At 71.0% G+C, this 25,108-nt stretch carries 27 protein-coding genes; 12 read left to right on the top strand and 15 right to left on the bottom strand.

The window, feature by feature from the left end; all coding sequences use genetic code 11:
- Positions 1-97 precede the first annotated feature (97 nt).
- From MUN74_RS04655 to MUN74_RS04640, 4 genes are all read right to left on the bottom strand, one after another.
- A complete protein-coding gene (locus MUN74_RS04655; protein WP_244855248.1) occupies positions 98-880 on the bottom strand; it encodes an SDR family oxidoreductase in 783 nt (260 codons plus the stop codon).
- A 5-nt stretch (positions 881-885) separates the two neighbouring features.
- The gene (locus tag MUN74_RS04650; RefSeq protein WP_244855247.1) at positions 886-1,650 is read right to left on the bottom strand and encodes an SDR family oxidoreductase; all 765 of its coding nucleotides are present in this window, start codon (positions 1,648-1,650) and stop codon (positions 886-888) included.
- A 119-nt stretch (positions 1,651-1,769) separates the two neighbouring features.
- Positions 1,770-2,147 (bottom strand): sigma-70 family RNA polymerase sigma factor family protein, encoded by a 378-nt coding sequence (locus tag MUN74_RS04645; protein ID WP_244855246.1) that lies wholly within the window; start codon positions 2,145-2,147, stop codon positions 1,770-1,772.
- Entirely contained in the window at positions 2,134-3,015 is an 882-nt protein-coding gene (locus tag MUN74_RS04640) for an RNA polymerase sigma-70 factor (protein ID WP_244855245.1), read from the bottom strand. Before MUN74_RS04640 ends, MUN74_RS04645 begins: the two co-directional genes overlap by 14 nt.
- Positions 3,016-3,248: 233 nt before the next feature.
- Here MUN74_RS04640 and MUN74_RS04635 point away from each other — a divergent pair, with 233 nt between their 5' ends.
- Both MUN74_RS04635 and MUN74_RS04630 read left to right on the top strand, forming a co-directional pair.
- Positions 3,249-3,785: a dihydrofolate reductase family protein gene (locus MUN74_RS04635; protein ID WP_255820934.1), complete on the top strand. Its 537-nt coding sequence runs from the start codon at positions 3,249-3,251 to the stop codon at positions 3,783-3,785.
- A gap of 30 nt (positions 3,786-3,815) precedes the next feature.
- A complete protein-coding gene (locus MUN74_RS04630; RefSeq protein ID WP_244855243.1) occupies positions 3,816-4,724 on the top strand; it encodes an aminoglycoside phosphotransferase family protein in 909 nt (302 codons plus the stop codon).
- 194 nt (positions 4,725-4,918) lie between these two features.
- Here the strand turns inward: MUN74_RS04630 and MUN74_RS04625 are convergent, their stop codons facing one another.
- A complete protein-coding gene (locus tag MUN74_RS04625) occupies positions 4,919-7,282 on the bottom strand; it encodes a glycoside hydrolase family 84 protein (RefSeq protein WP_244855242.1) in 2,364 nt (787 codons plus the stop codon).
- 404 nt (positions 7,283-7,686) lie between these two features.
- On the opposite strand from MUN74_RS04625, the gene MUN74_RS04620 reads away from it, so the two are divergent.
- Positions 7,687-8,880: an ROK family transcriptional regulator gene (locus MUN74_RS04620; protein ID WP_244855241.1), complete on the top strand. Its 1,194-nt coding sequence runs from the start codon at positions 7,687-7,689 to the stop codon at positions 8,878-8,880.
- Between the two features lie 257 nt (positions 8,881-9,137).
- Complete coding sequence (locus MUN74_RS04615) at positions 9,138-10,325, top strand: T6SS phospholipase effector Tle1-like catalytic domain-containing protein (protein WP_244855240.1); 1,188 nt, start codon at positions 9,138-9,140, stop codon at positions 10,323-10,325.
- Here MUN74_RS04615 and MUN74_RS04610 read toward each other — a convergent pair.
- The 3 genes from MUN74_RS04610 to sigJ form a co-directional block, all read right to left on the bottom strand.
- A complete protein-coding gene (locus tag MUN74_RS04610; RefSeq protein WP_244855239.1) occupies positions 10,306-11,634 on the bottom strand; it encodes an MBL fold metallo-hydrolase in 1,329 nt (442 codons plus the stop codon). The genes MUN74_RS04615 and MUN74_RS04610 overlap by 20 nt on opposite strands.
- Positions 11,621-13,498 (bottom strand): gluzincin family metallopeptidase, encoded by a 1,878-nt coding sequence (locus MUN74_RS04605; protein ID WP_244855238.1) that lies wholly within the window; start codon positions 13,496-13,498, stop codon positions 11,621-11,623. Before MUN74_RS04605 ends, MUN74_RS04610 begins: the two co-directional genes overlap by 14 nt.
- A 99-nt stretch (positions 13,499-13,597) precedes the next feature.
- A complete protein-coding gene (gene sigJ / locus MUN74_RS04600; protein ID WP_244855237.1) occupies positions 13,598-14,461 on the bottom strand; it encodes an RNA polymerase sigma factor SigJ in 864 nt (287 codons plus the stop codon).
- 233 nt (positions 14,462-14,694) lie between these two features.
- Between sigJ and MUN74_RS04595 the strand changes: the two genes are divergently transcribed.
- The 6 genes from MUN74_RS04595 (at position 14,695) to MUN74_RS04570 (ending at position 18,901) form a co-directional block, all read left to right on the top strand.
- Positions 14,695-15,015 carry a nitroreductase family deazaflavin-dependent oxidoreductase gene (locus MUN74_RS04595; protein ID WP_244855236.1) on the top strand — a complete coding sequence of 107 codons (321 nt, stop codon included), beginning with the start codon at positions 14,695-14,697 and terminating at the stop codon, positions 15,013-15,015.
- Positions 15,016-15,311: 296 nt separating this feature from the next.
- Positions 15,312-15,935 (top strand): carboxymuconolactone decarboxylase family protein, encoded by a 624-nt coding sequence (locus tag MUN74_RS04590; protein WP_244855235.1) that lies wholly within the window; start codon positions 15,312-15,314, stop codon positions 15,933-15,935.
- Positions 15,932-16,807 (top strand): RNA polymerase sigma-70 factor, encoded by an 876-nt coding sequence (locus tag MUN74_RS04585; protein ID WP_244855234.1) that lies wholly within the window; start codon positions 15,932-15,934, stop codon positions 16,805-16,807. Before MUN74_RS04590 ends, MUN74_RS04585 begins: the two co-directional genes overlap by 4 nt.
- 143 nt (positions 16,808-16,950) lie before the next feature.
- Positions 16,951-17,436, top strand: a complete 486-nt coding sequence (locus tag MUN74_RS04580; protein WP_244855233.1) for a nitroreductase/quinone reductase family protein — start codon at positions 16,951-16,953, stop codon at positions 17,434-17,436.
- Positions 17,437-17,555: 119 nt separating this feature from the next.
- On the top strand, positions 17,556-17,978 hold the full coding sequence (locus MUN74_RS04575; RefSeq protein WP_244855232.1) for a hypothetical protein: 423 nt from the start codon (positions 17,556-17,558) through the stop codon (positions 17,976-17,978).
- Between the two features lie 26 nt (positions 17,979-18,004).
- The gene (locus MUN74_RS04570; protein WP_244855231.1) at positions 18,005-18,901 is read left to right on the top strand and encodes a TerC family protein; all 897 of its coding nucleotides are present in this window, start codon (positions 18,005-18,007) and stop codon (positions 18,899-18,901) included.
- A gap of 36 nt (positions 18,902-18,937) precedes the next feature.
- Here the strand turns inward: MUN74_RS04570 and MUN74_RS04565 are convergent, their stop codons facing one another.
- From MUN74_RS04565 to MUN74_RS04555, 3 genes are read right to left on the bottom strand one after another with little or no spacing between them, the layout of a single operon-like run.
- Positions 18,938-20,170 (bottom strand): RNA polymerase sigma factor, encoded by a 1,233-nt coding sequence (locus tag MUN74_RS04565; protein WP_244855230.1) that lies wholly within the window; start codon positions 20,168-20,170, stop codon positions 18,938-18,940.
- 19 nt (positions 20,171-20,189) lie between these two features.
- Entirely contained in the window at positions 20,190-20,519 is a 330-nt protein-coding gene (locus MUN74_RS04560; protein ID WP_244855229.1) for a YciI family protein, read from the bottom strand.
- A 50-nt stretch (positions 20,520-20,569) separates the two neighbouring features.
- Complete coding sequence (locus MUN74_RS04555) at positions 20,570-21,169, bottom strand: dihydrofolate reductase family protein (RefSeq protein WP_244855228.1); 600 nt, start codon at positions 21,167-21,169, stop codon at positions 20,570-20,572.
- 208 nt (positions 21,170-21,377) lie between these two features.
- Here MUN74_RS04555 and MUN74_RS04550 point away from each other — a divergent pair, with 208 nt between their 5' ends.
- Positions 21,378-22,172 (top strand): SDR family NAD(P)-dependent oxidoreductase, encoded by a 795-nt coding sequence (locus tag MUN74_RS04550; RefSeq protein ID WP_244855227.1) that lies wholly within the window; start codon positions 21,378-21,380, stop codon positions 22,170-22,172.
- Between the two features lie 103 nt (positions 22,173-22,275).
- The gene (locus MUN74_RS04545) at positions 22,276-22,626 is read left to right on the top strand and encodes a metallopeptidase family protein (protein WP_244855226.1); all 351 of its coding nucleotides are present in this window, start codon (positions 22,276-22,278) and stop codon (positions 22,624-22,626) included.
- A gap of 55 nt (positions 22,627-22,681) precedes the next feature.
- Here the strand turns inward: MUN74_RS04545 and MUN74_RS04540 are convergent, their stop codons facing one another.
- The 4 genes from MUN74_RS04540 to MUN74_RS04525 form a co-directional block, all read right to left on the bottom strand.
- Positions 22,682-23,086 (bottom strand): hypothetical protein, encoded by a 405-nt coding sequence (locus tag MUN74_RS04540; RefSeq protein WP_244855225.1) that lies wholly within the window; start codon positions 23,084-23,086, stop codon positions 22,682-22,684.
- Positions 23,062-24,039 carry a low temperature requirement protein A gene (locus MUN74_RS04535; RefSeq protein WP_244855224.1) on the bottom strand — a complete coding sequence of 326 codons (978 nt, stop codon included), beginning with the start codon at positions 24,037-24,039 and terminating at the stop codon, positions 23,062-23,064. Before MUN74_RS04535 ends, MUN74_RS04540 begins: the two co-directional genes overlap by 25 nt.
- Positions 24,040-24,096: 57 nt before the next feature.
- Positions 24,097-24,519 (bottom strand): acyl-CoA thioesterase, encoded by a 423-nt coding sequence (locus tag MUN74_RS04530; RefSeq protein WP_244855223.1) that lies wholly within the window; start codon positions 24,517-24,519, stop codon positions 24,097-24,099.
- Between the two features lie 113 nt (positions 24,520-24,632).
- Positions 24,633-25,100 carry a hypothetical protein gene (locus MUN74_RS04525; RefSeq protein ID WP_244855222.1) on the bottom strand — a complete coding sequence of 156 codons (468 nt, stop codon included), beginning with the start codon at positions 25,098-25,100 and terminating at the stop codon, positions 24,633-24,635.
- Positions 25,101-25,108: the final 8 nt, after the last annotated feature.

Below are 25,108 nucleotides of genomic sequence, written 5' to 3'. Positions count from 1 at the left end.
GGGTTGCCGGTCGCGCGTGGCATACGCCTCCACGTGGACGGCACGCTAGCGCATGACGGACGAATCCCGCGCCACCACCCCGATCAGGACGCTTCGTTCAGCCGACGCCCTCGAGTGCGACGTTCGGCATGCCGCCGGCGCGGAACCAGTCGTCGTAGCGCGTCGTGGCGAGCGTGGCGTCGGGGCCCGGCAGCAGCTCGCGCTCCTCGAGGTTCGTGCCGAAGTACCGCGCGAGCGGGTCGACCTTCACGTCGCGCAGGTCGCTGCGTTCGCGCAGGTGCCGGCGCACGAGTTGCTCGAGGTGGAACTGCTCGGGCCCCGCGAACTCCACCATCCGCCCGAGCGGCGGGCCGACGGCCACCGAGGCCACCGCGGCAGCCACGTCCTCGGCGGCCATCGGCTGGAACAGCGCCCGGGAGAGCCGCACGACGTCGTGGTCGCTGCCCGCGTCGGCGATGTTCGCGATGAACTCGAAGAACTGGGTGGCGTGCACGATCGAGTACGGCCGGCCCGACTGGCGGATCAGTCGTTCCTGGGCGGCCTTCGCGGCGAAGTACCCGCCCTCGGTGCGAGCCAGCCGGTCGGTGCCGACGACCGAGAGCGCCACGTGGTGGGCGACGCCGGCGGCCGCGCCATACGTCAGCAGGTTGAGCGTCGACCCGTAGAAGAAGTCGTTCGCGGCGGCTTCGTCGAGGTAGTCCGAGTTCGACACGTCGACGAGCGTCTCCGCACCGGCGAGGGCTTCGGCGAGGCCCTCGCCGGTGTAGGAGTTCACCCCCGTCGCGCGCGAGGCTGCGACGACGTCGTGCCCGGCGGCACGGAGCCGGGCGACGAGGCGGGTGCCGATGAGACCGGTGCCGCCGATCACTGCGATGCGCATGGCGACTACTTCGCCGCCGGTGCCGACTGTGCGGCGAGCCACTCGCCGAACGTCTGGGTCGACAGCTGCGCGCCGGCGCTCTCGGGCACGAGCTCGGTGCCGCGCAGCTTGGTGCCGAAGTACGGTGCCTCGGGGTCGCCGACGACGGTGCGCGGGTCGCCCTTCGCCGCGAGGCCGCGGCGGATGAACTCGTCCTGCCCGAGCCGCTCGGGCCCGCCGATCTCGAGGGTGCCGTCGAGCGGAGCACCAGCGGCGACGCGAGCGACCGCGGCCGAGACGTCGGCTGCGGCGATCGGCTGCATCAAGCCGGTCGACAGGGTGGCGACGCCGTCGACGGTCGCTTCGTCGGCGATGCGGCCGGCGAACTCGAAGAACTGGGTGGCGCGCACGATCGAGTAGGGCACGCCCGACTCCTCGATGAGCCGCTCCTGTGCGACCTTCGCGCGCAGGTAGCCGCTGCTCGGCAGTCGCTCGGCGCCGACGATCGAGAGCGCCACGTGGTGTCCGACGCCCGCTTCGCGTTCGGCGGCGATCAGGTTGTTCGTGGAGGTCGTGAAGAACGCGAGCACGTCGTCGTCGGCGAACGACGGCGAGTTCGACACGTCGACGACGACGTCGGCCCCGGCGAGTGCCTCGGCGACGCCCTCGCCCGTGATGGTGTTCACGCCCGAGCCGGGGGAGGCGGCGACGGCCTCGTGGCCGTGCTCGGCGAGGAGCTCGACGACCTTCGAGCCGATCAGGCCGGTTCCTCCGATGACGACGATCTTCATGTCTGGTGCCTTCCGTCCCGGGCGGCGGCCGATCCGCTGCCTTCACCCAGCTCTGACCGGGTGGTCGCCTGAGTTGTGACGGGATCGGGCGAATCCACCCGATCCCGATCTCGGACGCGTCAGCGGTCGCTCGGCGTGTGCCGGTTCCAGTGGGCGAGCTTCGCCGGGGCGACCGAGAGCCAGAGCGCGTCGATCACGTCGTCGGCGTCAGGGCCGGTGTCGACAGCGAGTGCGGCGACGACCACGTCGTCGTCGCCCCGCACGATGAGGCCGGGCCCGCCGTTCACGGTCGACGCCTGCACCGAGGCATCCGCCCCGCTCGTCAGCCGCCGGCGCAGTTCGCGCATGACGGAGGTTCGCCCACGCATCGCGCAGCCGGTCTCGTCGCCGGTGTCGACGACGAGTCGCACGTCACGGTGCAGGCAGCTCGCGAGCGCGACCTCGTCGCCCGAGCGAAGCGCCGCGAGCAGCCGCTCGACCGGGTCACGAGGCGACACGGGCAGTCACCGCGCCGAGCTTGTGCGGGTTCATCATCCAGAGCACCTGGTCGATGCCGTCGCGGCTCGTGACGATCGTGAGCACGGCGAACGTGGCTCCCTCCTTCGAGAGCAGCACCGACGGCTGGCCGTTGGTGTCGGCCTCGACGATCTCGACGCCCTCCCAGAAGTGGGTGTGGAACGCCCGCACGAATTTCGCGACGCGCTCGCGCCCGACGACCGGGAACTTCGACGCGCGCACGACGCCGCCGCCGTCGGAGTACGACACCACATCATCGGCGAGCAGCCGTTCGAGGGCGACGAGGTCGCCCGTCTTCGCCGCCGCGAGGAACGCGGTCAGCAGGCGTCGCTGTTCCGACGGCGGCACCTCGCGTCGGCGCTCGCCCGTGAGGTGCTTCCGGGCGCGGCTGACCAGCTGGCGCGCCGCCGCCTCGGAGACCTGCACGATCTCGCTGATCTGGTCGTACGGGTAGGCGAACGCCTCGCGCAGCACGTATGCGGCCCGCTCGGTGGCGGTGAGCTTCTCGAGCATGACGAGCACGGCGAAGCCGAGCGCCTCGGCGCGCTCGGCCCCGAGGGTGGGGTCGGCGCTCGTGTCGACGGGTTCGGGCAGCCACGGGCCGACGTAGGTCTCGCGACGGGCGCGGGCCGACTGCAGCGCGTTGATCGCGAGCCGGGTCGTCGTGGTGGCGAGGAACGCGGGCGGGTCGTCGACGACCGTGCGATCGGTGCCCTGCCAGCGCAGCCACGCGTCCTGCACGATGTCCTCGGCCTCGCTCGCGCTGCCGAGCATGCGGTAGGCGATGCCGAACAGGCGTCCGCGCACGGCTTCGAACGCGGTCAACGCGTCGTCGAGGTCCGCTCGCATGCGTGCTCCCGTCTTCGATGGTGGGACGACGGTCGTCCCCACTGACTGAGACCGGATGCCCCGCCCGAATGTGACGGCTCGGCCGGAATTCGTTCCGTGACGATCCGATTCGCCGAGCGAGGCGTCTGCCGGGACTCTATCGCCGCGGCGTCCATTCGACGGGTCGGCCCGGAGCCGTCGGGCCCGTGCCATTCGTCCGTGACTTCGCGCGGCGGGCAGGGGAGGCTGGGGCGATGGGCAACGTGACGATCTCTTTCGAAATGACGCTCGACGGGGTGTTCGACCAGATGGAGTACTGGTTCGACGAGAACGATCCCGGGCTGCAGCGGGCGAGCGACGAACTCGTGTTCGGCGCCGACGCCGTGCTGCTCGGCCGCAGGAGCTACGAGTTCTTCCGCGAGTACTGGCCCGCGCAGACCGACGACCGCGGCTTCGCCGCGCACTACAACGCGCTGCCGAAGTACGTCGCGTCGACGACGCTGAGCGGGCCGCTCGACTGGAACTGCACCCTCATCGAGGGCGACCTCGCCGACTACACACGCGGACTGCTCGACCAATACGACTCGATCATCTCGCACGGCTACGGCGGCGTCGCTGCGGCGCTCGTCGATGCCGGCCTCGTCGACGAGGTGCAGGCCGGCATCCATCCGTTCATCGTGGGGCAGGCCGAGGAGCGGCTCCGCTCGCCGCATCCCATCGGTCTCGAACTGCTCGACGTGCGCCGCACCGACACGGGCATCATCCAGGCAAGGTACTCGCCGCGACGCTGACTGCCGCCGCGCGCAGGGCAGAATGGGCGGATGCCGCTGCACGACGACGAGCTCGACATCGATGCGGCGCTCGTGGCCGACCTCCTGCGCCGGCAGCGTCCCGTGTGGGCCGACCTGCCGATCGTCGAGGCGGGCGGCGGCACCGACAACCGCATGTTCCGCCTCGGCGACGAGCTGCTGGCGCGGATGCCGCGTACGAAGGACACCGCGGGCTCATTGCGCAAGGAACGGGAGTGGGTGCCTCGGCTCGCGCCCAGACTGTCGCTGCGCGTGCCGACTCCCGAGTTCGCGGGGTCGCCGACTCCGGAGTATCCGGCGGAGTGGGCGGTCGTGCGCTGGATCGACGGCGCCGTGCCCGATGCCGGCAACGTCTCGGACTGGGCGGAGTTCGGCGCCGACCTCGCGGGGTTCGTGCGCGAGCTGCACGCGATCGACCTCATGGGTGCGACGCGTGACGGTGACCTCAGCTGGTACCGCGGCGGCAGCCTGGGCGACGCCGACCGGTGGATCGGCGGCTACTTCGACGAGTGTCGTCCACTCGTGGGGGACGACCTCGACGTCGACACGCTCGAGCGCTGGTGGCGCGAGGCCGTCGCCATGCCCGACTCGACCGCCGGCCCGGTGTGGCTGCACGGCGACCTGCGACCGGGCAACCTGCTCGTGCGCGACGGCCGGCTGCTCGCCGTGATCGACTTCGGCGCGCTCTCGGTCGGTGCGCCCGACGCCGAGCACGCGCCCGTGTGGGACCTGCCCGCCCCAGCCCGTGACGCGTACTTCGCGGCGGTGGAGCTCGACGAAGCGACCTGGCTGCGCGCTCGCGCATGGGCGATCGGCGTCGCTGTCTCGGGCATCGCGTACTACTGGGAGACGTTCCCCGAGTTCGTCGCCGAGTGCCGCGCGCGTCTGCGCGCCGTGCTCGACGGTGCGGGTGAGCACTAGGAGACGATCGTCGTCACGGCTGTGCAAGTTCCGCCTCATCGTGAGGCGGAACTTGCACAGCCCGAACGAGGAACCCGAGCCCCGAGACGGCCGCGGCATCCCGAGGAGTCGCGGAGCGCAGGAATGTGCGACACCCGCGCAGCGGAGTGCCCTCCCACCCGTAGAGGAGTGGGAGGGCACCGGTCAGAGCGGCCTCACTTCGCCGCGTAGATGCCGAACTCCCAGATCGAGTAGCCCCACGTGGTCTTGCGGTCGATGCCCTGCATGCGCACGTACTGCACCGGGGCGGCCTCGTCGAACGTGAAGAGGTCGAGCCCGCAGGTCGAGTCGTTCACCGTGCGGATCGTCGTCCAGGTCACCCCGTCGTTCGAGGTCTGCAGCTCGTACGCATTCGCGCAGGCCGACTCCCAGTTGAGGGTGATGCCGCGCACGACCGTCGGTTCGGCGAGCTTCACCTGCACCCACGAGTCGTCGCTGTAGCCCGACGCCCAGCGGGTCGTCGCCTTGTCGTCGTTGACGTTCGCCACGCCGAATTGCGGCACCTCGACGCTCGACGCGGTCGCCGTGCCCTTCGGGGCGACGTTGACGACGTCGCCGGCGTCCCACATCGCGAGCGTGAACCCGATGCGGCCGTGGAACACGTCGAGCACGCCGTCGGCGATGCGCACCTTGGCCTTGCCCCATGTGTTGTCGGCCGGGTCGACCACGACGGCCGCGGCCTGGGCCGCCGTGGCCTTCGCCGAGGCGGCGAGCGAGTCGGACGACGCCTGGTCGCCGTCGATGCGCGCCTGCACGGCGTCGAGCAGTTCGACGGTCGCGTCGCCCCAGAGCTTCGTCGCGTCGAGCCAGGGGCTCGCGTCCGAGAGGAACGCCGGGTCGGTCGGCCCGCTGCGGATCGCGTCGGGTGCGTCGGCGATGGCGACGGCGTACGAACGCAGTCCGGCGACGGCACCGGCCTTGTCGCCCGCGTCCCAGCTCTCCCAGAACGCCGCGATGCGCGCGTTCAGCTCGGGCGACTGCGGCTGCCACGGCGCACCGAAGCTCGGCGCGAGGTGGTTCAGGTCGGCGAAGACGCGCAGCGAAGCGGCCGTCGCGGCATCCCCGTTCGCGATGAATCGCAGCGCCTGGTCCCAGTTGTGCTCGGCGTCGTACGCCTCGTCGTTCCACGTGAAGTCGGCGACGCCGAAGATCGCGATCTTGCTCGCGGCGGCCTGGTTCATCGGGTTCGAGACGATGCCGGCGAGGTACTCGCCGAGGCCGGCCTCGCGCTTGTCGTAGGGCGCGAGCAGCAGCCGGCCCGAGGTCTGCCCGTAGTCGTTCACGGGGTAGTTGTCCCACAGGAAGGTCGGGCCGCCGAACACGGTCGCGGCCTTCTTCGCCTGGTCGACCGTGACCTCCTGGGGCACGACGCCCTCGCCGGTCCACATCACGACGACGTCCTCGTCCATGCCGCGCAGCGCGGTCTTGTAGCCCGAGTCGGTCGTGTTGTAGTACTCGGTCGGCACCATCTGCAGCGGGTAGGCACCCTCGTGGGTCTCGATGAACTCCTTCTGCACCCGGTCGAGGAAGGTGGCCTGCGCGATGCCGGCCGTGCGGGCGCTCGGTGCGCCGAACGCGGTGCGGTCGGCGTCGCAGTGCCAGCTGCCGAGGTTGATGTCGTCGAGCGGGATGTTGAACGCGCGCACCCCGAGGTCGTACATCTGCTGCATCTTGCCGGTCAGCGCCTGGTAGTCGCCGTCGCTGGAGTAGCAGACCGTGTTGCCGGGGGAGAGGGCGAACGTGAACCGCACGTGGTTGTCGGTCGCCGTCTGCACGAGGTCGCCGAGCTCGGCGAGCTTGTCGGCGGGGTACGGGTCGCGCCACTTGTCGCGGTGGTACGGGTCGTCCTTCGGCGCGTAGATGTAGGTGTTCGCCTTCACGTCGCCGTAGAACTCGAGCTGGTCGAGGCGCTCCTCGTGGGTCCACGGGTTGCCGTAGAAGCCCTCGATCGTGCCGCGCAGCGGCATCGACGGGAAGTCGCTGACCGAGGCGCCGGCGATGCGGTAGCCGCCGTCGTCCTTCGGTACGAAGAGCTGCTCGAGCGTCTTCACCGCGTAGAACTGGCCGGCCGCGTCGACGCCGCCGAGGGCGACGGTGCCGAGGGGGCCGCTCGAACGGTCGGCGCGGATCGCGTAGCCCTCCGCATGCTCGGGCACCTCGGTGCCGGCGAGCGCCGCCGCGATGTCGGCGCGCGTCGTCGCGCCCAGCTCGATCGTGAGCGGGGCGGTGCCGCTGCGCTTCGCACGCTCGTCGATGCGGTCGACGCCGTGGGCGGTGAGCGTCTCGCGCAGGGCGGCGAGGGCCGCGGCATCCGTGCCGTCGTCGACGACGACCTCGACGCGCCCCGGCACGTTCAGGTCGGAGCTGGCCCGGTCGATCGACTGCGGGGTCGGGCTCACGGTGGGCAGCTCGCCGGCGGGTGGCGCGGCGGCGGCCGGGAGCGGCATCAGCACCCCGGCCAGGGCCACGGCGCAGACTCCCGCCGTGGCCATCAACGTCTTGCGAATCGATTGCATCATTGCCTCCAATTTCTCGACGACACTGTCTGTTCGGCGTCGGTCGGCGACGCCGTTCGAACCCGGATGCCGCTCGCTGCGCCGCCCGGGCGTCGGCGCGCAGCACGGCGGAGGTCGCGGTAGGGCGCGCAGACGGAGCCGGAGTCCCGCGGCCAATCCCCGACCGCGGGACTCGCGCGACGGGAGTCGGATTCCCGTGCATCAGGCCCACTTTGTTGACTTAGTAAACTAAGTTGGTACGAACCTAGGCGATTCGCGGTCGAGGCGTCAAGGGGCAAGATGTTCTCGAGCCCGGTAGCGCGACCCGAGACCGCGTCGTGGGCCGCACGCCGGACGGCCCGTGATCGCTCGCGGGCCGGCTGTTCCACCGCCCGCGACCGCTTCGCCCGATCGAGGAGACCATGACCGTGAGCACCGTGACCCCGCAGCGCAAGCACGACCTCCAGCGTCGGTTCGCGAGCACGGGCGTCGTCGACGCACAGACGGCGATCCGTCGTGAGAACCTGCTGCGCGCGTTGAGCCTCATCGCCCGCGAACCCGCCCCGGTCACGCGGGCGGTCATCGCCCGGCAGACCGGCCTCACCTCGGCGACCGCCTCGTCGCTCGTCGCCGAGCTCATCGAGCTGGGCCTCGTCACCGAGACCGGCCAGGCCGAGAGCACGGGCGGCAAGCGGGCGACGAGCCTCGCGATCGACACGAGCACGCACCTCATCGCGGTCGCGGTCGTGCGCACCCGTGCGATCGACGCCGCGCTCGTCGACCTCGCCGGTCGCACGGTGGCGAACAGCCGGGTCGAGCTCACGGGCAAGGTCGAGACCTCGGCCGTCGTCGATGCGGTGCGCGCGCTCGCCGACGGCGTCGAGTCGCGCCTGCTCGCCGCGTGCGTGCAGGTGCCCGGCGTCACGAACGACGGCGTCGTCGTGGACAGCGTGCAGCTCGACTGGTACGCCGTGCCCGTCGCGAGCATCCTCGAGGAGGCGATCGGCGTGCCGACCTCGGTCGTCAACGACGTCGACGCCGAGGCGCTCACCGAGGCGGCCGACGCCGCCGACGGCGCGGTCCGGCTCGTCGTGCACCTCGGCGAGGGTGTCGGCGCCGCGGTCACCAACGGCGGCGCGCTCATGGCCGGCGCGACCGGCCGTGCGGGTGAGATAGGTCACGTGCGCGTCGTCTTCGAGGGCAGCCGGGCGATCTGCCGGTGCGGTCTGTCGGGATGCCTCGAGTCGGCGGCCTCCATGAGCGCGATGCTCGGCGACGCCTACACCGACGAGCTCGACGAGCACGACACGAGCCTGCTCGCGTCGACCGCCGAGTCGCGCGAGCGCATGGCGTTCGGAGCCCGCGCGCTCTCACGGGCGCTGCGCATCATGGCGGCGCTGCTCGACCCGCAGGAGGTCGTCATCGCCGGCGCCGCCCCGGCGCTCGGCCCGCACTTCCTCGGCACGCTGCGCGACGAGTTCGAGATGTATCCCGCGAAGGGCACGGCGCCGGTGCCGATCCGGTACGGACGACCCGAGCTCGGCCGCCACCTCGGCCCGGCCCGCTCGGCGCTCGCGCCGATCCTCGGCGACGCGCTGCCGCTCACCGAGCGCGCGTCGTAACCGGTCGTCGAGCCGGTCGAGGCGCCGTGAGGCTCTCGGTCGTCGAGTGCGACGCTTGGACAGGAGCATCCGACATTCACGTCCGAATGCGAGGGTGTCGGTCGAATGGTCCTGCTCGAGGGCGGAGGTCGAACGGCCCGAACGCGCCGCCGCGGAACTCAGTGTCAGCGCTGAGGAGCGCCCGTCGCCGTCGGCGTAGCGTTCGCACCGTGACGGGCTCGGCCCGAGCCCCAGGCGATGGCGGAGGGGGAGCGATCGTGAAGAACATCGTCATGTGCTTCGACGGCACCGGCGCGCAGGTCCGGGCGACGAGGAACTCGAACGTCGTGCTGCTCTACTCGATGCTCGACCTCTCCGATCCGGCGAAGCAGGTCGCCTATTACGACCCCGGCCTCGGCACGCAGGCCGCCGCGGGCGCCTGGTCGCCGGCGGCCCGTGCCCTGTCGAAGCTGTTCGGGCTCGCGTTCGGAACGGGGATCCGGCGCAACCTCGGTGAGGCGTACCTGTGGCTCGCGAACAACTGGGTGCCGGGCGATCGCATCTACCTCTTCGGCTTCAGCCGCGGCGCCTACACCGCACGGGCGCTCGCCGGCATGCTCAGGAACGTCGGCCTCGTGCGCCCCGGCTCGGAGAACCTCGTCGAATACGTGGTCGCCACCTACACCCGTCGCCACGACGACCGGCGGCGACGCCCGGCGGCCGCCGCGGACGACGCGCAGGAGGCGGCCTTCTGGGGCGACGCCCACAAGACCGCCGAGCTGTTCGGCCGGCCGGTCGACGACGAGGGCCGCACGACGCCGCCGATCGCCTACCTCGGCCTGTGGGACACGGTGAAATCGGTCGGGATGCTGCGGTGGGAGGTGCACTGGCGCGACACGAACAAGCTCGGCATGGCCGACCACGTGCGTCACGCGCTGTCGATCCACGAGTGGCGGCGCCCGTTCCTGCCTGCACCGGTCACGCCCGACCCCGAGGCGCCCCGGCCACGGCTCGAGGAGATGTGGTTCACGGGCGTGCACACCGACGTCGGCGGCGGCTTCCCCGACGATCGCCTCAGCCGCATCTCGCTCAAGTGGGTCGTCGACGGGGCGATCGACGACGGCATCCTGCTCGCCGCGCGCGGGCGCAACCGCTACGAGCGCAGTTGCCGCGTCGAGGCCGGCGACGTGCAGGGCGGCGTGGGAGCCATGAGCGGCTGGTGGCGGCTGCTCGGGGTGGCGCATCGCCGCGTCCCGGCATCCGCCGTCGTGCACGAGAGCGTGCGGCTGCGCCGCGACGGCGGCGGTCGCGACCTGCCGGAGTTCGGGCCCGGCGTGACGTGGGGCGACACCGACTGGCTGACACCCCGGGAGATCGCGGCGCCCGAGGCGCCCGAGGCGCCCAAGGCGCTCAAGGCGCCGAAGGCGGCGGATGCTGCCGGCGCCCTCACGGCTCCGGGATCGTGAACGTGATCTGGGTCCACCGCTTCTCGGGGTCCTGGGTCACGATGGGGTCGTCGATGAGCGCGTCGGCCCGCACGATCTTCGCCGCCGTGTCGCCGAGCGCCGAGATGAGGTGCGGTTCGGGAATGGTGTCGTCCCACTCGGGCACCGACCCCCACGGCAGCATCGCGTAGACGGGCTGGTGCGCGAGCACCTCGTCGACGAACCGCCGGGGCGTCGCATTGTGGGAGCCGTGGTGCCCGATCTTGTAGAAGATCAGCCCGTCGAGGTGCGTTCGGGCGGCGGGGTCGTCGAGCACGTGCCGCCAGGCGCCCTCCTGCGAGTCGCCCACGAACAGCAGCCGATGCCCGTGCACGTCGAGCACGAAGAACACGCTCGTGTTGTTGACCGCTCGCTCGAGCACGGCGGCGGCGGCGAGCAGCGGATCGAGCTCCGAGCCGAGCTCGTCGAGGTCGGCGTCATCCGCGACCTCGAGCAGGGCCGCGAGCGTCGGGTCGTCCGACAGACCGGCCGTGATCGCGCCCGCCTCGACCGCGAACGACGGGGCGAAGAGCGGAAGCGGCGCATGGGGCTTCTCGGGGTCGAGGGCGTCGGCGTACGCGATCCAGTGGTCCTTCTTCGGCGGATCCATCCGCTTGAGGTCGGCCGGGTCGCGCGACGGACCCAGCACGGTGACGGACGCGCCCGCCACCGACGTCGCGATGCGGTTGCGATCGGGCTCGAGGTCGGGGAGGAACCGGACCCTCGGGTCGCCGGCGAACCGACCATCACCGGCGCTGAGCAGGCGCGACATCGCCTTGCGATTGGGTCCGTCGAACATCGAGTTCAGCGCGAGCGCCTCCGCGAGTGCGCGCCGGTGCGAGTCACGGCCCGGCCGATCGCTCGCCGCGAGGGTGCGCGCGGCGGCGTGGATCGCCTCCGCACTCTCGACCTGACCGGTGCGCAGCGCGACCGCGTCGGTGTCGTCGGGGTCTTCGACGAACGACACCCACACCTCGCCGACCTCGACCGCGTCCCATTCGGCGTCGGCGAAGCCGCTCACGTGGTCGGTGTGGCGGTGAGTCGCGACGACCACGTCGAGACGGGGCGGATCGCCGTTGGTCGACGCCGAGCGCAGGTCGGAGACGATCGTCGAGACCGTCTCGCCGATCTCGCGTGACCGACCGTCGACCTTGAACCGCCCGTGCGAGTGCACACCGCAGTCGACGAGCATGCGCCAGGCGGTGTCGTCGTCGTCGACGGTGATGAGGAAGGCATCGCCGAACCCGACGTTGTACATCCTCACGCTGACCGTGGTGTCATGCGTGCTCATGAGCCTGCTCCGTGGTGGGTGCCGGGCCGTTGGCGGGCGACGGCTCCGGCTCGTTCTCGGGTTCGGATGCCGCATCCGCCGCGAGATGCAGGTGGGCGAAGTCGATGCGGAGGGCGGCGTTCGGCAGCCACGCGGCGAGTGGGTCGTCGTCGACGATGCCGTCGGCGAAGTCGAGCATGCGGGCGAGCCGCCGGGTGCCGACCTCGTGCTGCTGCTCAGCGAACCCGCGGAGGGGCTCGTCCTCGGGCAATGGGCTCGACCGCGGGAGCGGCTTCGTCACGATCGCCTCGACCACCCCGTCGACGCGGGCGATGACGGTGCAGGCCGCCCGGAGTGGCATCCCGTTCGTGTCGACGGTCGCTTCGAGGTCGTCGCGCCGCTGCACGAACTGGATGACGAAGATCGGCCGTGGCTGCCGGTCGGCGGCCGACAGGTACGAGACGTGCGCGCCCATCATGTCGACGTCGTGCCCGGGGTCGAGTCCGAGCGCGTCGGCGTTCGCCGCGCCCCACGCCTCGAGCGAGGTCGCGATGCGCCCCCACGGCACGTCGGCGGAGGTGCCGTGCACATCGAGGTCGAGGGTCGTCGTCACCACGAGGGTCTCGAGCTGCACGAGCGGGCCGTCCTCGAGCGTCAGCGGGATCGGCGGATCCGGCCACGCGAGCGCCTCGTCGGCGAGGGAGGCGACCGAGTCGGGGTAGATGCCCCGCTGCCGCAGCGACTCGACGAGCGTAGCCCGGAGCCGCATCGCGTCGCCCGGGTAGAGGGCGCGGTCGGCGGTGACGATCGCCCGCACGACGTCGCCGAAGGTGACGTCGACGACGGGCAGGTACTCGAACGCCCGCACGACCATGCCGAGCAGGCGGTCGGCGTTGCGCACCGCTTCGACGGCGACCCGGTTGACGAGGTCGGGGTGCAGGGCGCCGGGCGGGAGCACGCCTGTGCCTCCGCTCGCGATGCGCCGGAGGTCGGCGGTGCTCGACCGGTACACGTCGAGGAACGCCTCGAACACGGCGGTGACGAAGAACGCGCCGCGTTCGTGCGGCTCGACCGCGGCGGCGAACGCGGCCGGGGTGCGCTTCGAGTCGAGCGCGCTGCGCAGGGCCTTGCCGCGCGCGGTGGTCGCACCGAACTCCTTCGCGAGGTCGAGGAGGGCGTCGGCCGATCGGAGGTCCGCCTGCGACGACGCCACCGCACCGGCGACGATGTCGGCGAACGCGAAGTGGTGGAACAGGGCGACGAGGTCGGCGAACGCCTCGTGCCATGCGAAGACGTCGGGGTTCGTCGCCTCGGTGAAGTACTCGCGCAGCCGGTCGACGAGGGCGTGCGTGACCTCGTGGGCGATGATGTCGGTCGAGAGGCACGTGAACACGAGCTGGCGCGGCAGATTCGCACCGGGTTCGTCGTCGGCGAGGAAGTACCCGAACAGCACGGCACGCCGCTTCGGATCGAAGTACGCGTTGCGGCCCTCGAACGCGTGCGGCACGAGTCGCAGGGGCTTGCTGCCGCGCCACTCGAAGCGCCGCCCGAGGAACCGCTCGAAGCGCTCGATGACGCTCATCGCGACGCCGTACACGATCTGCTGGTGCGAACGGGGGTCGCGCTCCGACGGGGCGAGCCCGCCCTGGGCGAGGATCGCGGGGTGGTCGAGGTCGACCGGGTGGTAGAGCACACGGCGGGTCGGGTCGTAGTCGACGACCTGGATCAGCTGGCCCATCGGCCCGGGACGAAGCCCGCGCTCGAACGGGATGTCGAGGTTGAGGGTCGACCCGCCGAGGCGGCTCGACATCGGGTCGAACGCGTAGGCGCGCAACCGCCGTCGGTCGGGCAGCTGGATCAGCGGCATCTCGCTCGTCGGCGTCATCGCAACCTCCCACAGGAGTGGAACGATGCTCACGCTATGGATGCGGCGGGACCGCCGGAACAGTGGTGACACTGAGTTGCACGGCGCGGCGTGCGCCGTCTACTGCAGGTGCCCGAGCTTCTTCGGGTTGCCGACGCCGTGGATCGCCGAGATGCGATCGCCGTCGAACTCGAGCGCGAGCACCGAGACGACGCGTCCGCGTCGGCGCACGACGATGCCCGGTGCGGCGTTGACCTCGGCGGTCTCGAAGTCGAGTCCTCGCCCGCCGACGCCGCGCAGCAGCTGACGTGCGACCGAGTCGGCGCCGACGACGACCTCGGTCGAGGCATCCGGGTAGAAGCCGTTCGAGTCGAAGTGCCCGCGCGCGTCGGTCGCGAGCGCCGAGATGAGCCCGTCGAGGTCGCCGTCGGCGGCCGCGCGGGCGAACCGGTCGGCCAGTCGCCGGGCCTCGCCGGCATCGACCGAGAACCGTGCCTCGCCGTGCGCCGCGATGCGACGGCGCGCCCGCGACGCCGACTGGCGTGCGCTCGCGGGGCTCACGCCGAGCACGTCGGCGACCTGGTCGAAGCCGAGGTCGAACACGTCGTGCAGCAGGAACGCCGTGCGCTCGGCGGGTGTGAGCTGCTCGAGCACGACGAGCAGCGCCATGCGCACCGAGTCGTCGAGGGTGACGCGGTCCTCCGGCAGGGTGCGCTCGTCGGTGACGATCGGCTCGGGCAGCCACGGGCCGACGTAGGCCCGACGGGAGCGCTCGTGCGCCCGCAACCGATCGATCGACAACCGCGACGCGACCGTGACGAGCCACGCGCGCGGGTCGTCGAGGGGTTCGTCGCCGCGGGCGAGCAGGCGCACGTAGGTCTCCTGCGTGACGTCCTCGGCGTCGGCGACCGAGCCGAGCACCCGGTAGGCGACGTCGCGCACGACGCGGCGATGCTCGATCCAGAGGTCGGCGAATTCGGTCATGTCAGTACGACGATCCACCAGCGCCGGGTGTGACGGCAAGTGCGCGCGAACTTCGGCGGCACTGTCACGATCGCAGGCGCTCGATCGTCTCCCTGGGTATGAACGAGATGCTCTCCGCTGCACGACCGGCCGATTCTCCGTCATCCGGCAAGGATGCCTCGGGCCGGCGTCCGCCCAGGGGGCTGGTCCACGCGACCGAACCGGTGGCGCGCGCGCTCGCCGGACGCAGGTGGATGCCGATCTGGGCGGTGATCCGCCACCGGGGTCGCAAGAGCGGCACCGCCTACGAGACGCCGATCGCGGTCGTGCCGACGACCAGCAGCGCGATCGTCATGATCGGACTGCCGTGGGGCGCGCACACGAACTGGGCGCGCAACGTCGTCGCCGCGGGCGGCGCCACCCTGCGCTGGAAGGCGCGCGACGTCGAGGTCGTGCACCCGCGCATCATCGACGGCGCCGAGGCCGAGCGCCTCGCGAAGCCGGCGTTCCGGGCCGTGGTCAAACGCTTCCCGGCGGCGATCGTGCTCGATCGGGCGGCGCCGCCGGTCGAGTAGGCGCGCAGCGCCGTATCGAGACCACCGCCCGAGCGGCCTCGATACGCTTCGCTACTCGACCGATTCGACTCCTCGACCGGGCGACCTCCCCATGTGACCAATGCCAATTGCGCCTCAATTGAGGCGGAACTGAAACAGCTCGAACGGGAATCCGCCGGGCCCGCCGTTCGCCCGCCGCGGCATCCCGAACAGAAATCTCGATGCGGATGTCACACGCGCACGCCGGCCGGTGTCTTCATGTCGACGGAATGATCCGGGGACCGACCCTCCGGCCGTCTCGACCCCAGGAGGACACGATGACCACGCAGACCCGCATCCCGCCGACCGAGCTCACGGGCGTCTTCGGCAGTGTCGTGAAGGTGGCCGCCAAGCGCATGATCGGCCGGGTGCCCGACTCGATGGGCGTGCTCGCGCACCACCCCGCGCTCATGCGGGCGTCGATGGGCATCGGCCGCAAGATCGAGGCGCTCGACGAGCTCGACGCGAACCTCGCGAGCTACGCCGTGATGGCGACCGCCGCGACCATCGGCTGCAGCTGGTGCCTCGACTTCAACTACTACAAGTCGCACAACGAGGGGCTCGACGAGGCGAAGGCCCGGCAGGTGCCGGTGTGGCGCGAATCGTCGGTGTTCACGCCGCTCGAGCGCGACGTCATGGAGTACGCCGAGGCGATGAGCCAGACTCCGCCCGCCGTGACCGACGAACTGTCGGCCGCGCTGCTCGACGCGCTCGGCCCGGCCGCGCTCATCGAGCTCACCGCGAAGGTCGCGTTCATGAACATGAGCTCGCGCATGAACGTCGCGCTCGGCATCCACTCGGAGGGCTACGCCGACGCGTGCGAGCTGCCGCCGCTCGCGACGCGGGCAGCGGCGTCGGCGCCCGAGGCCACCGCACCCGAGGTCGTAGGCTCGGCATCATGACCGACGATCCGTTCGTCACCCATCGCAGCCTGCTCTTCACCGTCGCGTACGAGATGCTCGGGTCGGCGGCCGACGCCGAGGACGTGCTGCAGGAGGCGTGGCTGCGCTGGAGCACGGTCGACCGCTCCCAGGTGCGCGACGAGCGCGCGTACCTCGTGCGCATCGTCACCCGTCAGGCACTCAACCACCTGCGCACGCTGGCCCGGCGCCGCGAGTCGTACGTGGGCGAGTGGCTGCCCGAGCCGCTGCTGACGAGTCCGGATGTCGCGGACGACGTCGAGCTCGCCGAGAACGTGTCGATCGCGATGCTCACGGTGCTCGAGACGCTCGGCCCGACCGAACGCGCGGTGTTCGTGCTGCGCGAGGTCTTCGACGTCTCATACGACGAGATCGCCGACGCCGTGGGCAAGACGCCGGCCGCGGTGCGCCAGATCGCGCACCGGGCGAAGGAGCACGTCTCGGCCCGCCGTCCGCGCATCGCGGTCGACCGGGCCGAGCAGGAAGCCGTGATCACCCGGTTCATGCACGCGGTGAACTCGGGCGACCTGCAGGGCCTCATGGACGTGCTCGCGCCCGACGTCGTCTCGGTCGCCGACGGCGGCGGGTTCGTGCGGGGTGCGGCGCGGCATCCGATCGTCGGTGCCGACAAGATCGCACGCTACCTGCTCGGCGGCCTCGCGAAGCTCGGGCTGCCGTTCGAGGCGCGGCCGACGTGGGTCAACGGGCATCCGGCGCTGCGTGGCGAGATCGACGGGTCGCTCGCCGGCGCGATCTGCTTCGAGATCGAGGACGGTCGCATCACCCGCATCTTCTCGATCGCGAACCCCTACAAGCTCGGCCGCCTCGACGAGGAGGCCGAGCTCGCGCGGTGAGGTAGCGGTCGTCGCGGAGCGCGTGCGCGAAGCGCGCCGCCGCGAGTCGAGGCCTGGTGACACGTATCGAATCTGGCCGGTTCCCGCCATCCGCGGGATGATTGAGGGGTAGCAGCACTCGCCACCAGAGGGAGGCGATCCCCATGGCGTTCGACACCCCGAACGGCACCCGAGGGGCGCACCAACCGGCTCGCAATCGCTTCGAGCGCTGGGCCAATCGGCGATTCGCCGAGCGCATCCGCCGCAAGGGCGACCGGAGCGGCACGAAGCTCGCGCTCGTCACGATCGGCCGCCGCTCGGGTCTCGAGCGCGTGACTCCCGTGCGGTGGTTTCCCGCGAACGGCGGCGGTGCGCGCTACATCGTGGCCTCGGCGAACGGCGCCGCGCGCAACCCGGCCTGGTACTACAACATCGCGGAGCATCCCGACCGGGTGCGCATCGAGTTCGCCGGCCGACGCATCGAGGTCACGGCCGAGCAGCTGCACGGGGAGGAGCGCGCCGCCGCCTGGAAGCAGATCACGGCGGCGGCGCACGGATTCTCGAAGTACGAGCAGGTCACCGATCGGGAGATCCCCGTCATCAAGCTGACCCCGCGCACCGACGGCGGCGCGGCGCGGTCGGTCGGCTGACGCGCGCCCGCGGCATCCTCGGCCCTCGGCCCTCGGCCCTCGGCCCTCGGCCCTCGGCCCCCGGCCCTCGGCCCTCGGCGACGGCGACGCACGGCGGTGCGGGCTCGTACAGTGATGGGATGGACGCCTGCGCCGCCCTCGCCGACTCGATCGCGGCGCTCGCCGACCGCGGCTATTCGAACCGGCGGTTCCTGAAGGAACTCGGTCGCGTCGCCGGCGTACGTCGCGGACCGCTCTGGCCGTTCGACGCGGCCCGCGGCGGCCGCAACCGGCTGCGCGGGCGGGGATTCCGGCGGTCCGTCGACGACGAGACCGACGGCCAGGCTCGCCACTTCGCCGGTACCGTCGCGGTCGCCGCGCGCATCGGCGGCGGGCTCACGCGGTGGCTGACGGTGCGGGTGCTGCGCGATACGCCCGACACGGCCGACGGCCGGCTGAGCGAGGAGGCCATCGAGTTCGCCCGGGCGATCCGGTCGGGCGAGCTCGCGCAGGCGGATGCCGCGGCCTGGGTGCGACAGCGGCTCTGTCATTCCGCCCGTTGACGTGACGCGCTCCCTACGATGAACGCGTGGACTTCTCCTTCGCCCTCACCCCCGACCTCATCGCCGTCTTCCTCACCCTGTTCGTGCTCGAGATCGTGCTCGGCGTCGACAACGTCATCTTCATCTCGATCCTCGCGTCGAAGCTCCCGAAGGAGCAGCAGGCGAAGGCCCGCAACCTCGGCCTGACGCTCGCGATGCTGATTCGCGTGGTGCTCGTCTTCTTCGCGGGCTGGATCATCACGCTCAAGGAGGACATCGTCGAACTGTGGGGCATGGGCTTCTCGGTGAAGGACTTCATCCTGATCGCCGGTGGCCTCTTCCTCGTCTACAAGGCGGTCACCGAGATCCACCACAAGCTCGAGGGCGCCGAGGAGGAGCACGGCGTGGCGCCGAAGCGCATCACGTTCGGGTCGGTGCTCGCGCAGATCCTCGCGCTCGACGTCGTCTTCTCGCTCGACTCGGTGATCACCGCGGTGGGCATGACCGAGAACCTCGTCGTCATCGTGACGGTCGTCGTGCTGTCGTTCGGCATCATGCTCTTCGCGGCGCGGTTCATCTTCACGTTCGTGAACCGCCACCCCACGGTGAAGATGCTCGCGCTCTCGTTCCTGCTGCTGATCGGCGTGTTCCTCATCGCCGAGGGCTTCGGCGCGCACATCGACAAGGCGCTCATCTACATGCCGATGGCGTTCGCCATCCTGGTCGAGGCGCTCAACCTCATCGCGGCGTCGCGCAAGGCCAAGCGCGAGCAGCGGCGCCGTCAGCCGGTGCAGCTGCGCCCGCAGTATCCGGCCATCGACGAGTCGGCCGCGGTGGCCGCGGCGCTCTCGAAGGGCGAGCCCGGTGCCGGTTCGGTCGGCCTGTCGAGCCGCCCGGTCGAGGGCGAGCGGGATGCCTCGGAGGAGCGCGCCGGCCTCGGGTGAGGTCGGGCTCCCGAGCTCATCCAGCCCCGGCGATCCTCAGCCGAGCTCGTCGCGGCGCCGCGTCAGGTACGCGTGCTCGGCCGTGTTGCCCGCGAGGGCGATCGCGCGCCCGTACGCGATGCGCGACTCCGCCGGGCGTCCCGCCCTGCGCAGCAGCTCGGCCCGGGTGGCGTGGAACGCGTGGTACCCCGACAGGGCGGGCTCGAGGCGGTCGACGGTCGGCAGCGCAGCCTCCGGGCCGTGGAGCTCGGCGATCGCGATCGCGCGGTTGAGCGCCACGACCGGCGACCGGTCGACGTGCACGAGCTGGTCGTAGAGGGCGAGCACCTGCGACCAGTCGGTGTCGCGGGGGTCGTGCGCGTCGGTGTGCACCGCGTTGATCGCGGCGAGCAGCTGGTAGCGGCCGGGCGCCTGCGCGGCATCCAGTCGTTCCCGCACGAGCCGGTGCCCCTCGTCGACGAGTGCCTGGTCCCACGCGTCGCGGTCCTGTTCGCCGAGGGGCACGAGCTCACCGCCCGCGGTGAGCCGGGCCGGTCGGCGTGCCTCGATGAGCAGCATGAGCGCCAGCAGGCCCGCGACCTCGCCGTCGTTGGGCAGCAACTCGCGAACGAGCCGGGTCAGCCGGATCGCCTCGCGGGTCAGGTCGGCGCGCACCGGGTCGGAGTCGGCGCCGGTCGCGAGATAGCCCTCGTTGAAGACCACGTAGAGCACCGTGAGCACGCCGTCGACGCGGGCGGGCAGGTCGCTGGCCGTCGGCACCCGGTAGGGGATGCGGGCGACCGCGATCTTGTCCTTCGCGCGCGTGATGCGCCGAGCCATGGCGCCCTCCTGCACGAGGAACGCCCGGGCGATCTCGGGCACGGTCAGGCCGCCGACCATCCGCAGGGTGAGTGCGACTCGCGCCTCCATCGCGAGGGCGGGGTGGCAGCAGGTGAAGATGAGCCGGAGCCGGTCGTCGTCGATCGCGCCGAGCGGTTCGGGCACGTCGGCGTCGACCAGCATGAGCGCCTCCCGTTGCTTGTCGTCGCGTCGGTGCTCGCGCCGGATCCGGTCGATCGCCTTGTGGTTCGCGGTCGTGGTGAGCCAGGCGCCGGGGTTCGGCGGCACGCCGTCGGCAGGCCAGCGTTCGACTGCGATCGCGAACGCCTCGGCCGCGGCATCCTCGGCGATGTCGAGATCGCCGAAGCGCTTGGCGAGCGAAGCAACCACCCGCGCCCATTCGTCGCGGTGTGCTCGGGCGATCGCGCCGCGCGCGTCGTCGTGGGTCACTCGGCGGGATCCGCTGCGCTCATCCGAAGATGAGCGGCCGCACCTCGAGCCGTCGGTTGCAGGCCCTGGATCCGTCGGCCATGAGCGCCAGCGCGACGTCGAGGTCGGGGGCCTCGATGATCCAGAGGCCCGCCATGTGCTCCTTCGACTCGATGAACGGGCCGTCGGTGAACACGGGCTCCTCGCCGCGGCCGTCGATGACGGTCGCGCTGCTGGGCGCGGCGAGGCCCGCGGCGAACACCCAGTGACCACCCGCCCGGAGCCGGTCGTTGAACTCGTCGATCGCGAGCATCTCCTCCTCGGTGCCGGAGTTCGTGCGGTCGTCGATCACGGAAACCAGGTACTGCATCTCACACCTCCACGGGGCGGTTCACCTGCCATTCTGCAGATGGTCGGTCGCTACGCATACTGCGGGCGCCCGCTCGGCCGGAACGTCTGCGCCGTGATGCCGGTCGCGAACGTGCGGGAGTCGAGCGGTTCGAGTGCGAAGTCCTTGCCCTCGTCGGGGAACAGCCGGGTGCCGGCGCCGACGATCACCGGGAAGACGATGAGCGTCAGCTCGTCGACGAGCTCGCGTTCGAGCAGCCAACGGATGAGCTGCCCGCTGCCGTGCACCTGCAGTTCGCCGCCCGGAGTCGCCTTCAGGTCCCGGATCGCGGCCTCGACATCGCCCGAGAGCACGGTGGTGTCGGGCCACTGCGGCGTCGTGATGGTGTTCGAGGCGACGAACTTCGGGCGCGTGTTGAGCGAGCGCACGAACGGGTTCTCGAAGTCGTGCTGCACGCCCCAGTACCCGGCGAACAGGTCGTAGGTGCGCCGGCCGAACAGGAACGCGTCGGCCCGCAGGTAGAAGTCGCCGATGTAGCGCAGCGACTCGTCGTCGCCGAGCGGCATCGCCCAGCCACCACGTTCGAACCCGGGGTCGAACTCGGGGTTGTTGCCGCCGTTCGCCTGCATGACGCCGTCGATGGTGATCTGCGTGTTGGTGACGAGTTTCATGGTCGTCGTTTCCCTTCTCCTGCGCCCCCGTTCGGGGCGCCCTCACCATCACCACGAACAGGGATGCCGCGATCGGACAGTTCTCGCGGAACTTTTTTCGCACGATTCGGATGCCGCCAACGGAGTGCAACCCGTTGGTTGCGTTACTGCCATCATTTATGCAACCATTGGGTTGCATTATTGGAGTCACCGACGAGGAGAGACCATCATGCTGCTGAAGGACAAGGTCGCCGTGATCCACGGCGGCGGAGGATCGATCGGCGCGGCCGCCGCACGAGTGTTCGCCCGCGAGGGCGCACGGCTCTTCCTCGCGGGGCGGAGCCTGCCCCGACTCGAAGCCGCGGCCGCGGCGGCACGCGCCGAGGGTGCCGAGGTCGACCTCGCCGTCGTCGACGCCATGGACCCGGCCGCCGTCGACCGTCACATCGACGACATCGCCGAGCGGGCCGGGCGCATCGACGTCGCGCTCAACGCGGTCGGCTTCGACCACGTGCAGGGCCTGCCGATCGCCGAGACCTCGCTCGACGACTACCTGCACCCCGTCGTCGGCTACCTGCAGACGAACTTCGTGACGGCGAAGGCCGTCTCACGGCACATGGTCGCGCAGCGCTCGGGCGTGATCCTCACGATCTCGACGCCGGGAGCGCGGCTCACCGGGCGCGGCCTCATCGGCAACGCCGCCCAGTCGGCGGGCCTCGAGGGATTCTCGCGCGCGCTCGCCGGCGAGCTCGGCCCCGACGGGGTGCGCGTCGTCTGCGTGCGCCCGCATGCGATGGCCGACGCGCTCGCGACGTCGTACACGCGCGACATGTTCGGTCGCATCGCGGAGGCTGGCGGCATCCCGTTCGACGACTGGATCACCGGCCTCGAGAGCACGACCCTGCTCGGCCGCCTGCCGTCGCTCGACGAGGTCGCGGAGTACCTGGCGTTCGCCGCGTCCGATCGCGCAGCCTCGATGACGGGTGCGATCGCGAACCTCTCGGCGGGGGCGCTGGTCGACTGAACCGCGTCGGGTGCGGCCGCGCCGATTCCGTCGTCAGCGAACGGGATGCCCCGGATCGGCCGATTCCGGCCGTGAGCGCCCGATCGGGGTTCAGAATCAGACCATGGTCGAGATCTCCGACGACGACTTCGAACAGATGGTCAGCGAGGTGTTCGACGCGCTGCCCGACGAGATGGTGCGCGGGGTCGAGAACGTCGCGATCCTCATCGCGAACCAGCCGCCGGGTGAGCGGCCGCGGCTCTTCGGTCTCTACAGCGGGCGTCCGCTGAAGACGCGCGGGGTGTACGGCTACGGTGAGCTGCCCGACCGCATCACGCTGTTCAAGAACAACATGCAGGCGCACTCGGCCGACCTCGACGCGTTGCGCGCACGCGTGCGCATCACCCTCGTGCACGAGATCGGCCACTACTTCGGCCTCGACGACGCCCGCCTCGGCGAGCTCGGCTGGGCGTAGCGCCCCGCCGATCGAGGGCCGGGCGTGCAGGCGGCCCGCGATCGGCGCGTTGCGATCAGATGGATGCCTCGGCGTCCGCCGTCTCGGCATGGCGCGCGTCGATCTCGGGCTCGAGCAGGTGCCGCTTCGCGGCCTGCAGGGTGTGCGAGTAGCCCACGAGTTCGTGGCCGACGACCTCGATCACGCAGGAGAGCGACACGAGGCCGATCACGGTGACGAGCGCCGTGAGGTCGCCGCCCGGCTCGAGGTCGATCGGCGCTCCGGCGTCGGTGGCGGCTGCGATGAGCACCGCGGCGACGAGCGGCACCAGGTTCGCGATGAACAGCGGCACGTGCGTGAAGTCCATGGAGTGCATGAGCACGCTCCAGATGAGGAACACGAGCACGACCACGCAGGCGACCGGCACCGCGAGGGCGAGCGTGATCTGCAGCAGGCTCAGCTCCTGGTGCTCGACCCCCACCGCGGCGACGTGCAGCCCCGCCCGACCGCGGCGATCGCGCCGAACAGTGGAAGATGCACGTACCGCCAGCCCCACGTGCGTTCGGGCCAGCGCTCGAGGATCGTGCGCGAGGGAACCAGGTAGTACGCCCACCACAGCCCGGCGGCGATCACGAGCCCCGCCGCGACGATCGCGACCGCAGCGATCGACCACCCCTGTTCGGCGACGAGGGCGCCGACCGCCGCGACCGTTCCCGCGATGACCTCCCCGATCGTGATGAGCGTGAGCAGGCCGAATCGCTCGGCGATGTGGCCGGCGTTCCACGGCGCCCGCCCGTACCGGCGCTCGATGACGACGGGTGCGACGAGTTCGGCGGTCGCGAGCACGACGATGGCCGTGATCGTCGCGCCCGTCGGGATGCCGGGGATGGTCGTGAGCAGCCAGCCGACCTGCGCGACCGCGATGACGACCGCGTACCCGATGGCGGTGCGCCGATGCGCCGGATCCTCGCGCGCCGCGCGCAGCCACAGCGCGATCAGCGGCACGCGCATGACGATGTAGCCGGCGACGAGCAGCATGTTGTTCGGGCTCGCGCCATGCGCGGCATCCTCGAAGCTGACGGGCAATCCGAAGATGAAGATGACGACGCCGACCATCTGTGCGACGACGGCCGCGCGCACGAGGGCGTCGTCGTTGTCGTACGCCGACGAGAACCACGTGAAGTTGAGCCACGCCCATGACACCCCGAAGATCGCGAACAGGTAGGCGCCGATGCCCGGTCCGACCTCGCCTGCGAACACCGCGTGCGCCAGCTCGTCGGCTGCGGCGGCGAACGCGATGACGTACGTGAGGTCGTAGAGCAGCTCGAGCGGAGTGACGGCGCGATGCCGTTTGTCGGGGTTGCGACCCGACATGGGGCGCAGGCGATGCCTGAGGTCGAGCCTGAGCTGGGCGGTGAGGGTCGGCGTCGTCATGGGGACATGATGCGCCGGTGCGCGCCGCGCGTCGAGGGCGGGCGGTGCGCGATCGCGTCACTCCGCCGGTTCGAAGAACAGCGCCTGCAGTTCGTCGGGCCAGTCGGCGCCCCGGCGCGTGCGCGCGTCGACGTAGGCCACGATCATGAGGCAGGTCGCGGTCGTGGCGCCCGAGGCATCCGTCATCGTGCACTCGATGATCGCGTCGTGCCCCTGGAACTCGCGCACGAACGACGTGATCGTCACCGCCTGGTCGCCGTCGACCGGGCGCACGAAGTCGATCTCGAGCCGCCGCACCCAGGTCATGAACCCGAGCGTGCCGAGGGTCGGGAGGTCCCAGCCGGCGTAGCGGGCGAGCCCCTCCATGCGGTGGTCGGTGAAGTACCTCGCGTAGTTGCCCGTGCTGAGGTGCTGGAACGGATCGAGCTCGGAGAACGCCACCTGGTGCGTGGTCTCGTAGACGATCGGCTTCTGCGCCATGGACGACATTCTCCTCATCGGGCGCGAGCGGGTGAACCCCGCGTTCGGGGTGCGTCCCCTTCGGAGAATCGGTGGTGAAGCAGAATTGCAGAGCGCTTCTGCAGAGCGATGTCCTACCGGGTGATGTCGACGTCGACGACGCCGAACGTGAACGGGATCGTGAACGTTCCACCCGGGCCAGGCGGCTCGATCGACAGCGCGATGAACGACACCATCGCCAGCGCCGCCCAAACGAGGGTCGCCGCGATCATGATGATCACTGCACGGTCGATGAGTCGCAGCGCGGATGCCTCGGTGCGACCCGGCCGCAGCACGAGGCTGATCGCCACGACGACGGTCACCGCGATCCCGAGGTAGACGAGCGGGCTCGGACTCAGGGTGAGGTTCACGCACGTCGACACCGGTTCGGGGCCGTCGACGGCCGCATCGAAGCAGGCGCCCTTGCTCGCGAAGCCGACGAACGAGTAGACGATCCCCGTGCTCAGCGCGGAGAAGATCATGCCGCGGATGCGACGGATGATCGTCGCGCCCGGCACGCTCGCAAGTGAGCCGGCCTGCGACTGGTCGAGCATCTCGGGCATCGGATCCT

Origin of the sequence: Agromyces sp. H17E-10, from assembly GCF_022919715.1 — a bacterium.
GTDB lineage: Bacteria > Actinomycetota > Actinomycetes > Actinomycetales > Microbacteriaceae > Agromyces.
Note: the sequence above shows the minus strand (reverse complement) of the source record. Positions and strands in the feature narration are given on the sequence as shown.

What these genes read in the sequence shown, in the direction of transcription:
- sigJ (WP_244855237.1), bottom strand. Translation starts at nt 14,461, where the DNA reads ATGACCGAATTCGCCGACCTCTGGATCGAGCATCGCCGCGTCGTGCGC.
- MUN74_RS04655 (WP_244855248.1), bottom strand. Translation starts at nt 880, where the DNA reads ATGCGCATCGCAGTGATCGGCGGCACCGGTCTCATCGGCACCCGCCTC.
- MUN74_RS04625 (WP_244855242.1), bottom strand. Translation starts at nt 7,282, where the DNA reads ATGATGCAATCGATTCGCAAGACGTTGATGGCCACGGCGGGAGTCTGC.
- MUN74_RS04650 (WP_244855247.1), bottom strand. Translation starts at nt 1,650, where the DNA reads ATGAAGATCGTCGTCATCGGAGGAACCGGCCTGATCGGCTCGAAGGTC.
- MUN74_RS04550 (WP_244855227.1), top strand. Translation starts at nt 21,378, where the DNA reads ATGCTGCTGAAGGACAAGGTCGCCGTGATCCACGGCGGCGGAGGATCG.
- MUN74_RS04545 (WP_244855226.1), top strand. Translation starts at nt 22,276, where the DNA reads ATGGTCGAGATCTCCGACGACGACTTCGAACAGATGGTCAGCGAGGTG.
- MUN74_RS04535 (WP_244855224.1), bottom strand. Translation starts at nt 24,039, where the DNA reads ATGACGACGCCGACCCTCACCGCCCAGCTCAGGCTCGACCTCAGGCAT.
- MUN74_RS04605 (WP_244855238.1), bottom strand. Translation starts at nt 13,498, where the DNA reads ATGACGCCGACGAGCGAGATGCCGCTGATCCAGCTGCCCGACCGACGG.
- MUN74_RS04585 (WP_244855234.1), top strand. Translation starts at nt 15,932, where the DNA reads ATGACCGACGATCCGTTCGTCACCCATCGCAGCCTGCTCTTCACCGTC.
- MUN74_RS04580 (WP_244855233.1), top strand. Translation starts at nt 16,951, where the DNA reads ATGGCGTTCGACACCCCGAACGGCACCCGAGGGGCGCACCAACCGGCT.
- MUN74_RS04595 (WP_244855236.1), top strand. Translation starts at nt 14,695, where the DNA reads ATGCCGATCTGGGCGGTGATCCGCCACCGGGGTCGCAAGAGCGGCACC.
- MUN74_RS04530 (WP_244855223.1), bottom strand. Translation starts at nt 24,519, where the DNA reads ATGGCGCAGAAGCCGATCGTCTACGAGACCACGCACCAGGTGGCGTTC.
- MUN74_RS04525 (WP_244855222.1), bottom strand. Translation starts at nt 25,100, where the DNA reads ATGCCCGAGATGCTCGACCAGTCGCAGGCCGGCTCACTTGCGAGCGTG.
- MUN74_RS04635 (WP_255820934.1), top strand. Translation starts at nt 3,249, where the DNA reads ATGGGCAACGTGACGATCTCTTTCGAAATGACGCTCGACGGGGTGTTC.
- MUN74_RS04575 (WP_244855232.1), top strand. Translation starts at nt 17,556, where the DNA reads ATGGACGCCTGCGCCGCCCTCGCCGACTCGATCGCGGCGCTCGCCGAC.
- MUN74_RS04590 (WP_244855235.1), top strand. Translation starts at nt 15,312, where the DNA reads ATGACCACGCAGACCCGCATCCCGCCGACCGAGCTCACGGGCGTCTTC.
- MUN74_RS04560 (WP_244855229.1), bottom strand. Translation starts at nt 20,519, where the DNA reads ATGCAGTACCTGGTTTCCGTGATCGACGACCGCACGAACTCCGGCACC.
- MUN74_RS04610 (WP_244855239.1), bottom strand. Translation starts at nt 11,634, where the DNA reads ATGAGCACGCATGACACCACGGTCAGCGTGAGGATGTACAACGTCGGG.
- MUN74_RS04630 (WP_244855243.1), top strand. Translation starts at nt 3,816, where the DNA reads ATGCCGCTGCACGACGACGAGCTCGACATCGATGCGGCGCTCGTGGCC.
- MUN74_RS04640 (WP_244855245.1), bottom strand. Translation starts at nt 3,015, where the DNA reads ATGCGAGCGGACCTCGACGACGCGTTGACCGCGTTCGAAGCCGTGCGC.
- MUN74_RS04555 (WP_244855228.1), bottom strand. Translation starts at nt 21,169, where the DNA reads ATGAAACTCGTCACCAACACGCAGATCACCATCGACGGCGTCATGCAG.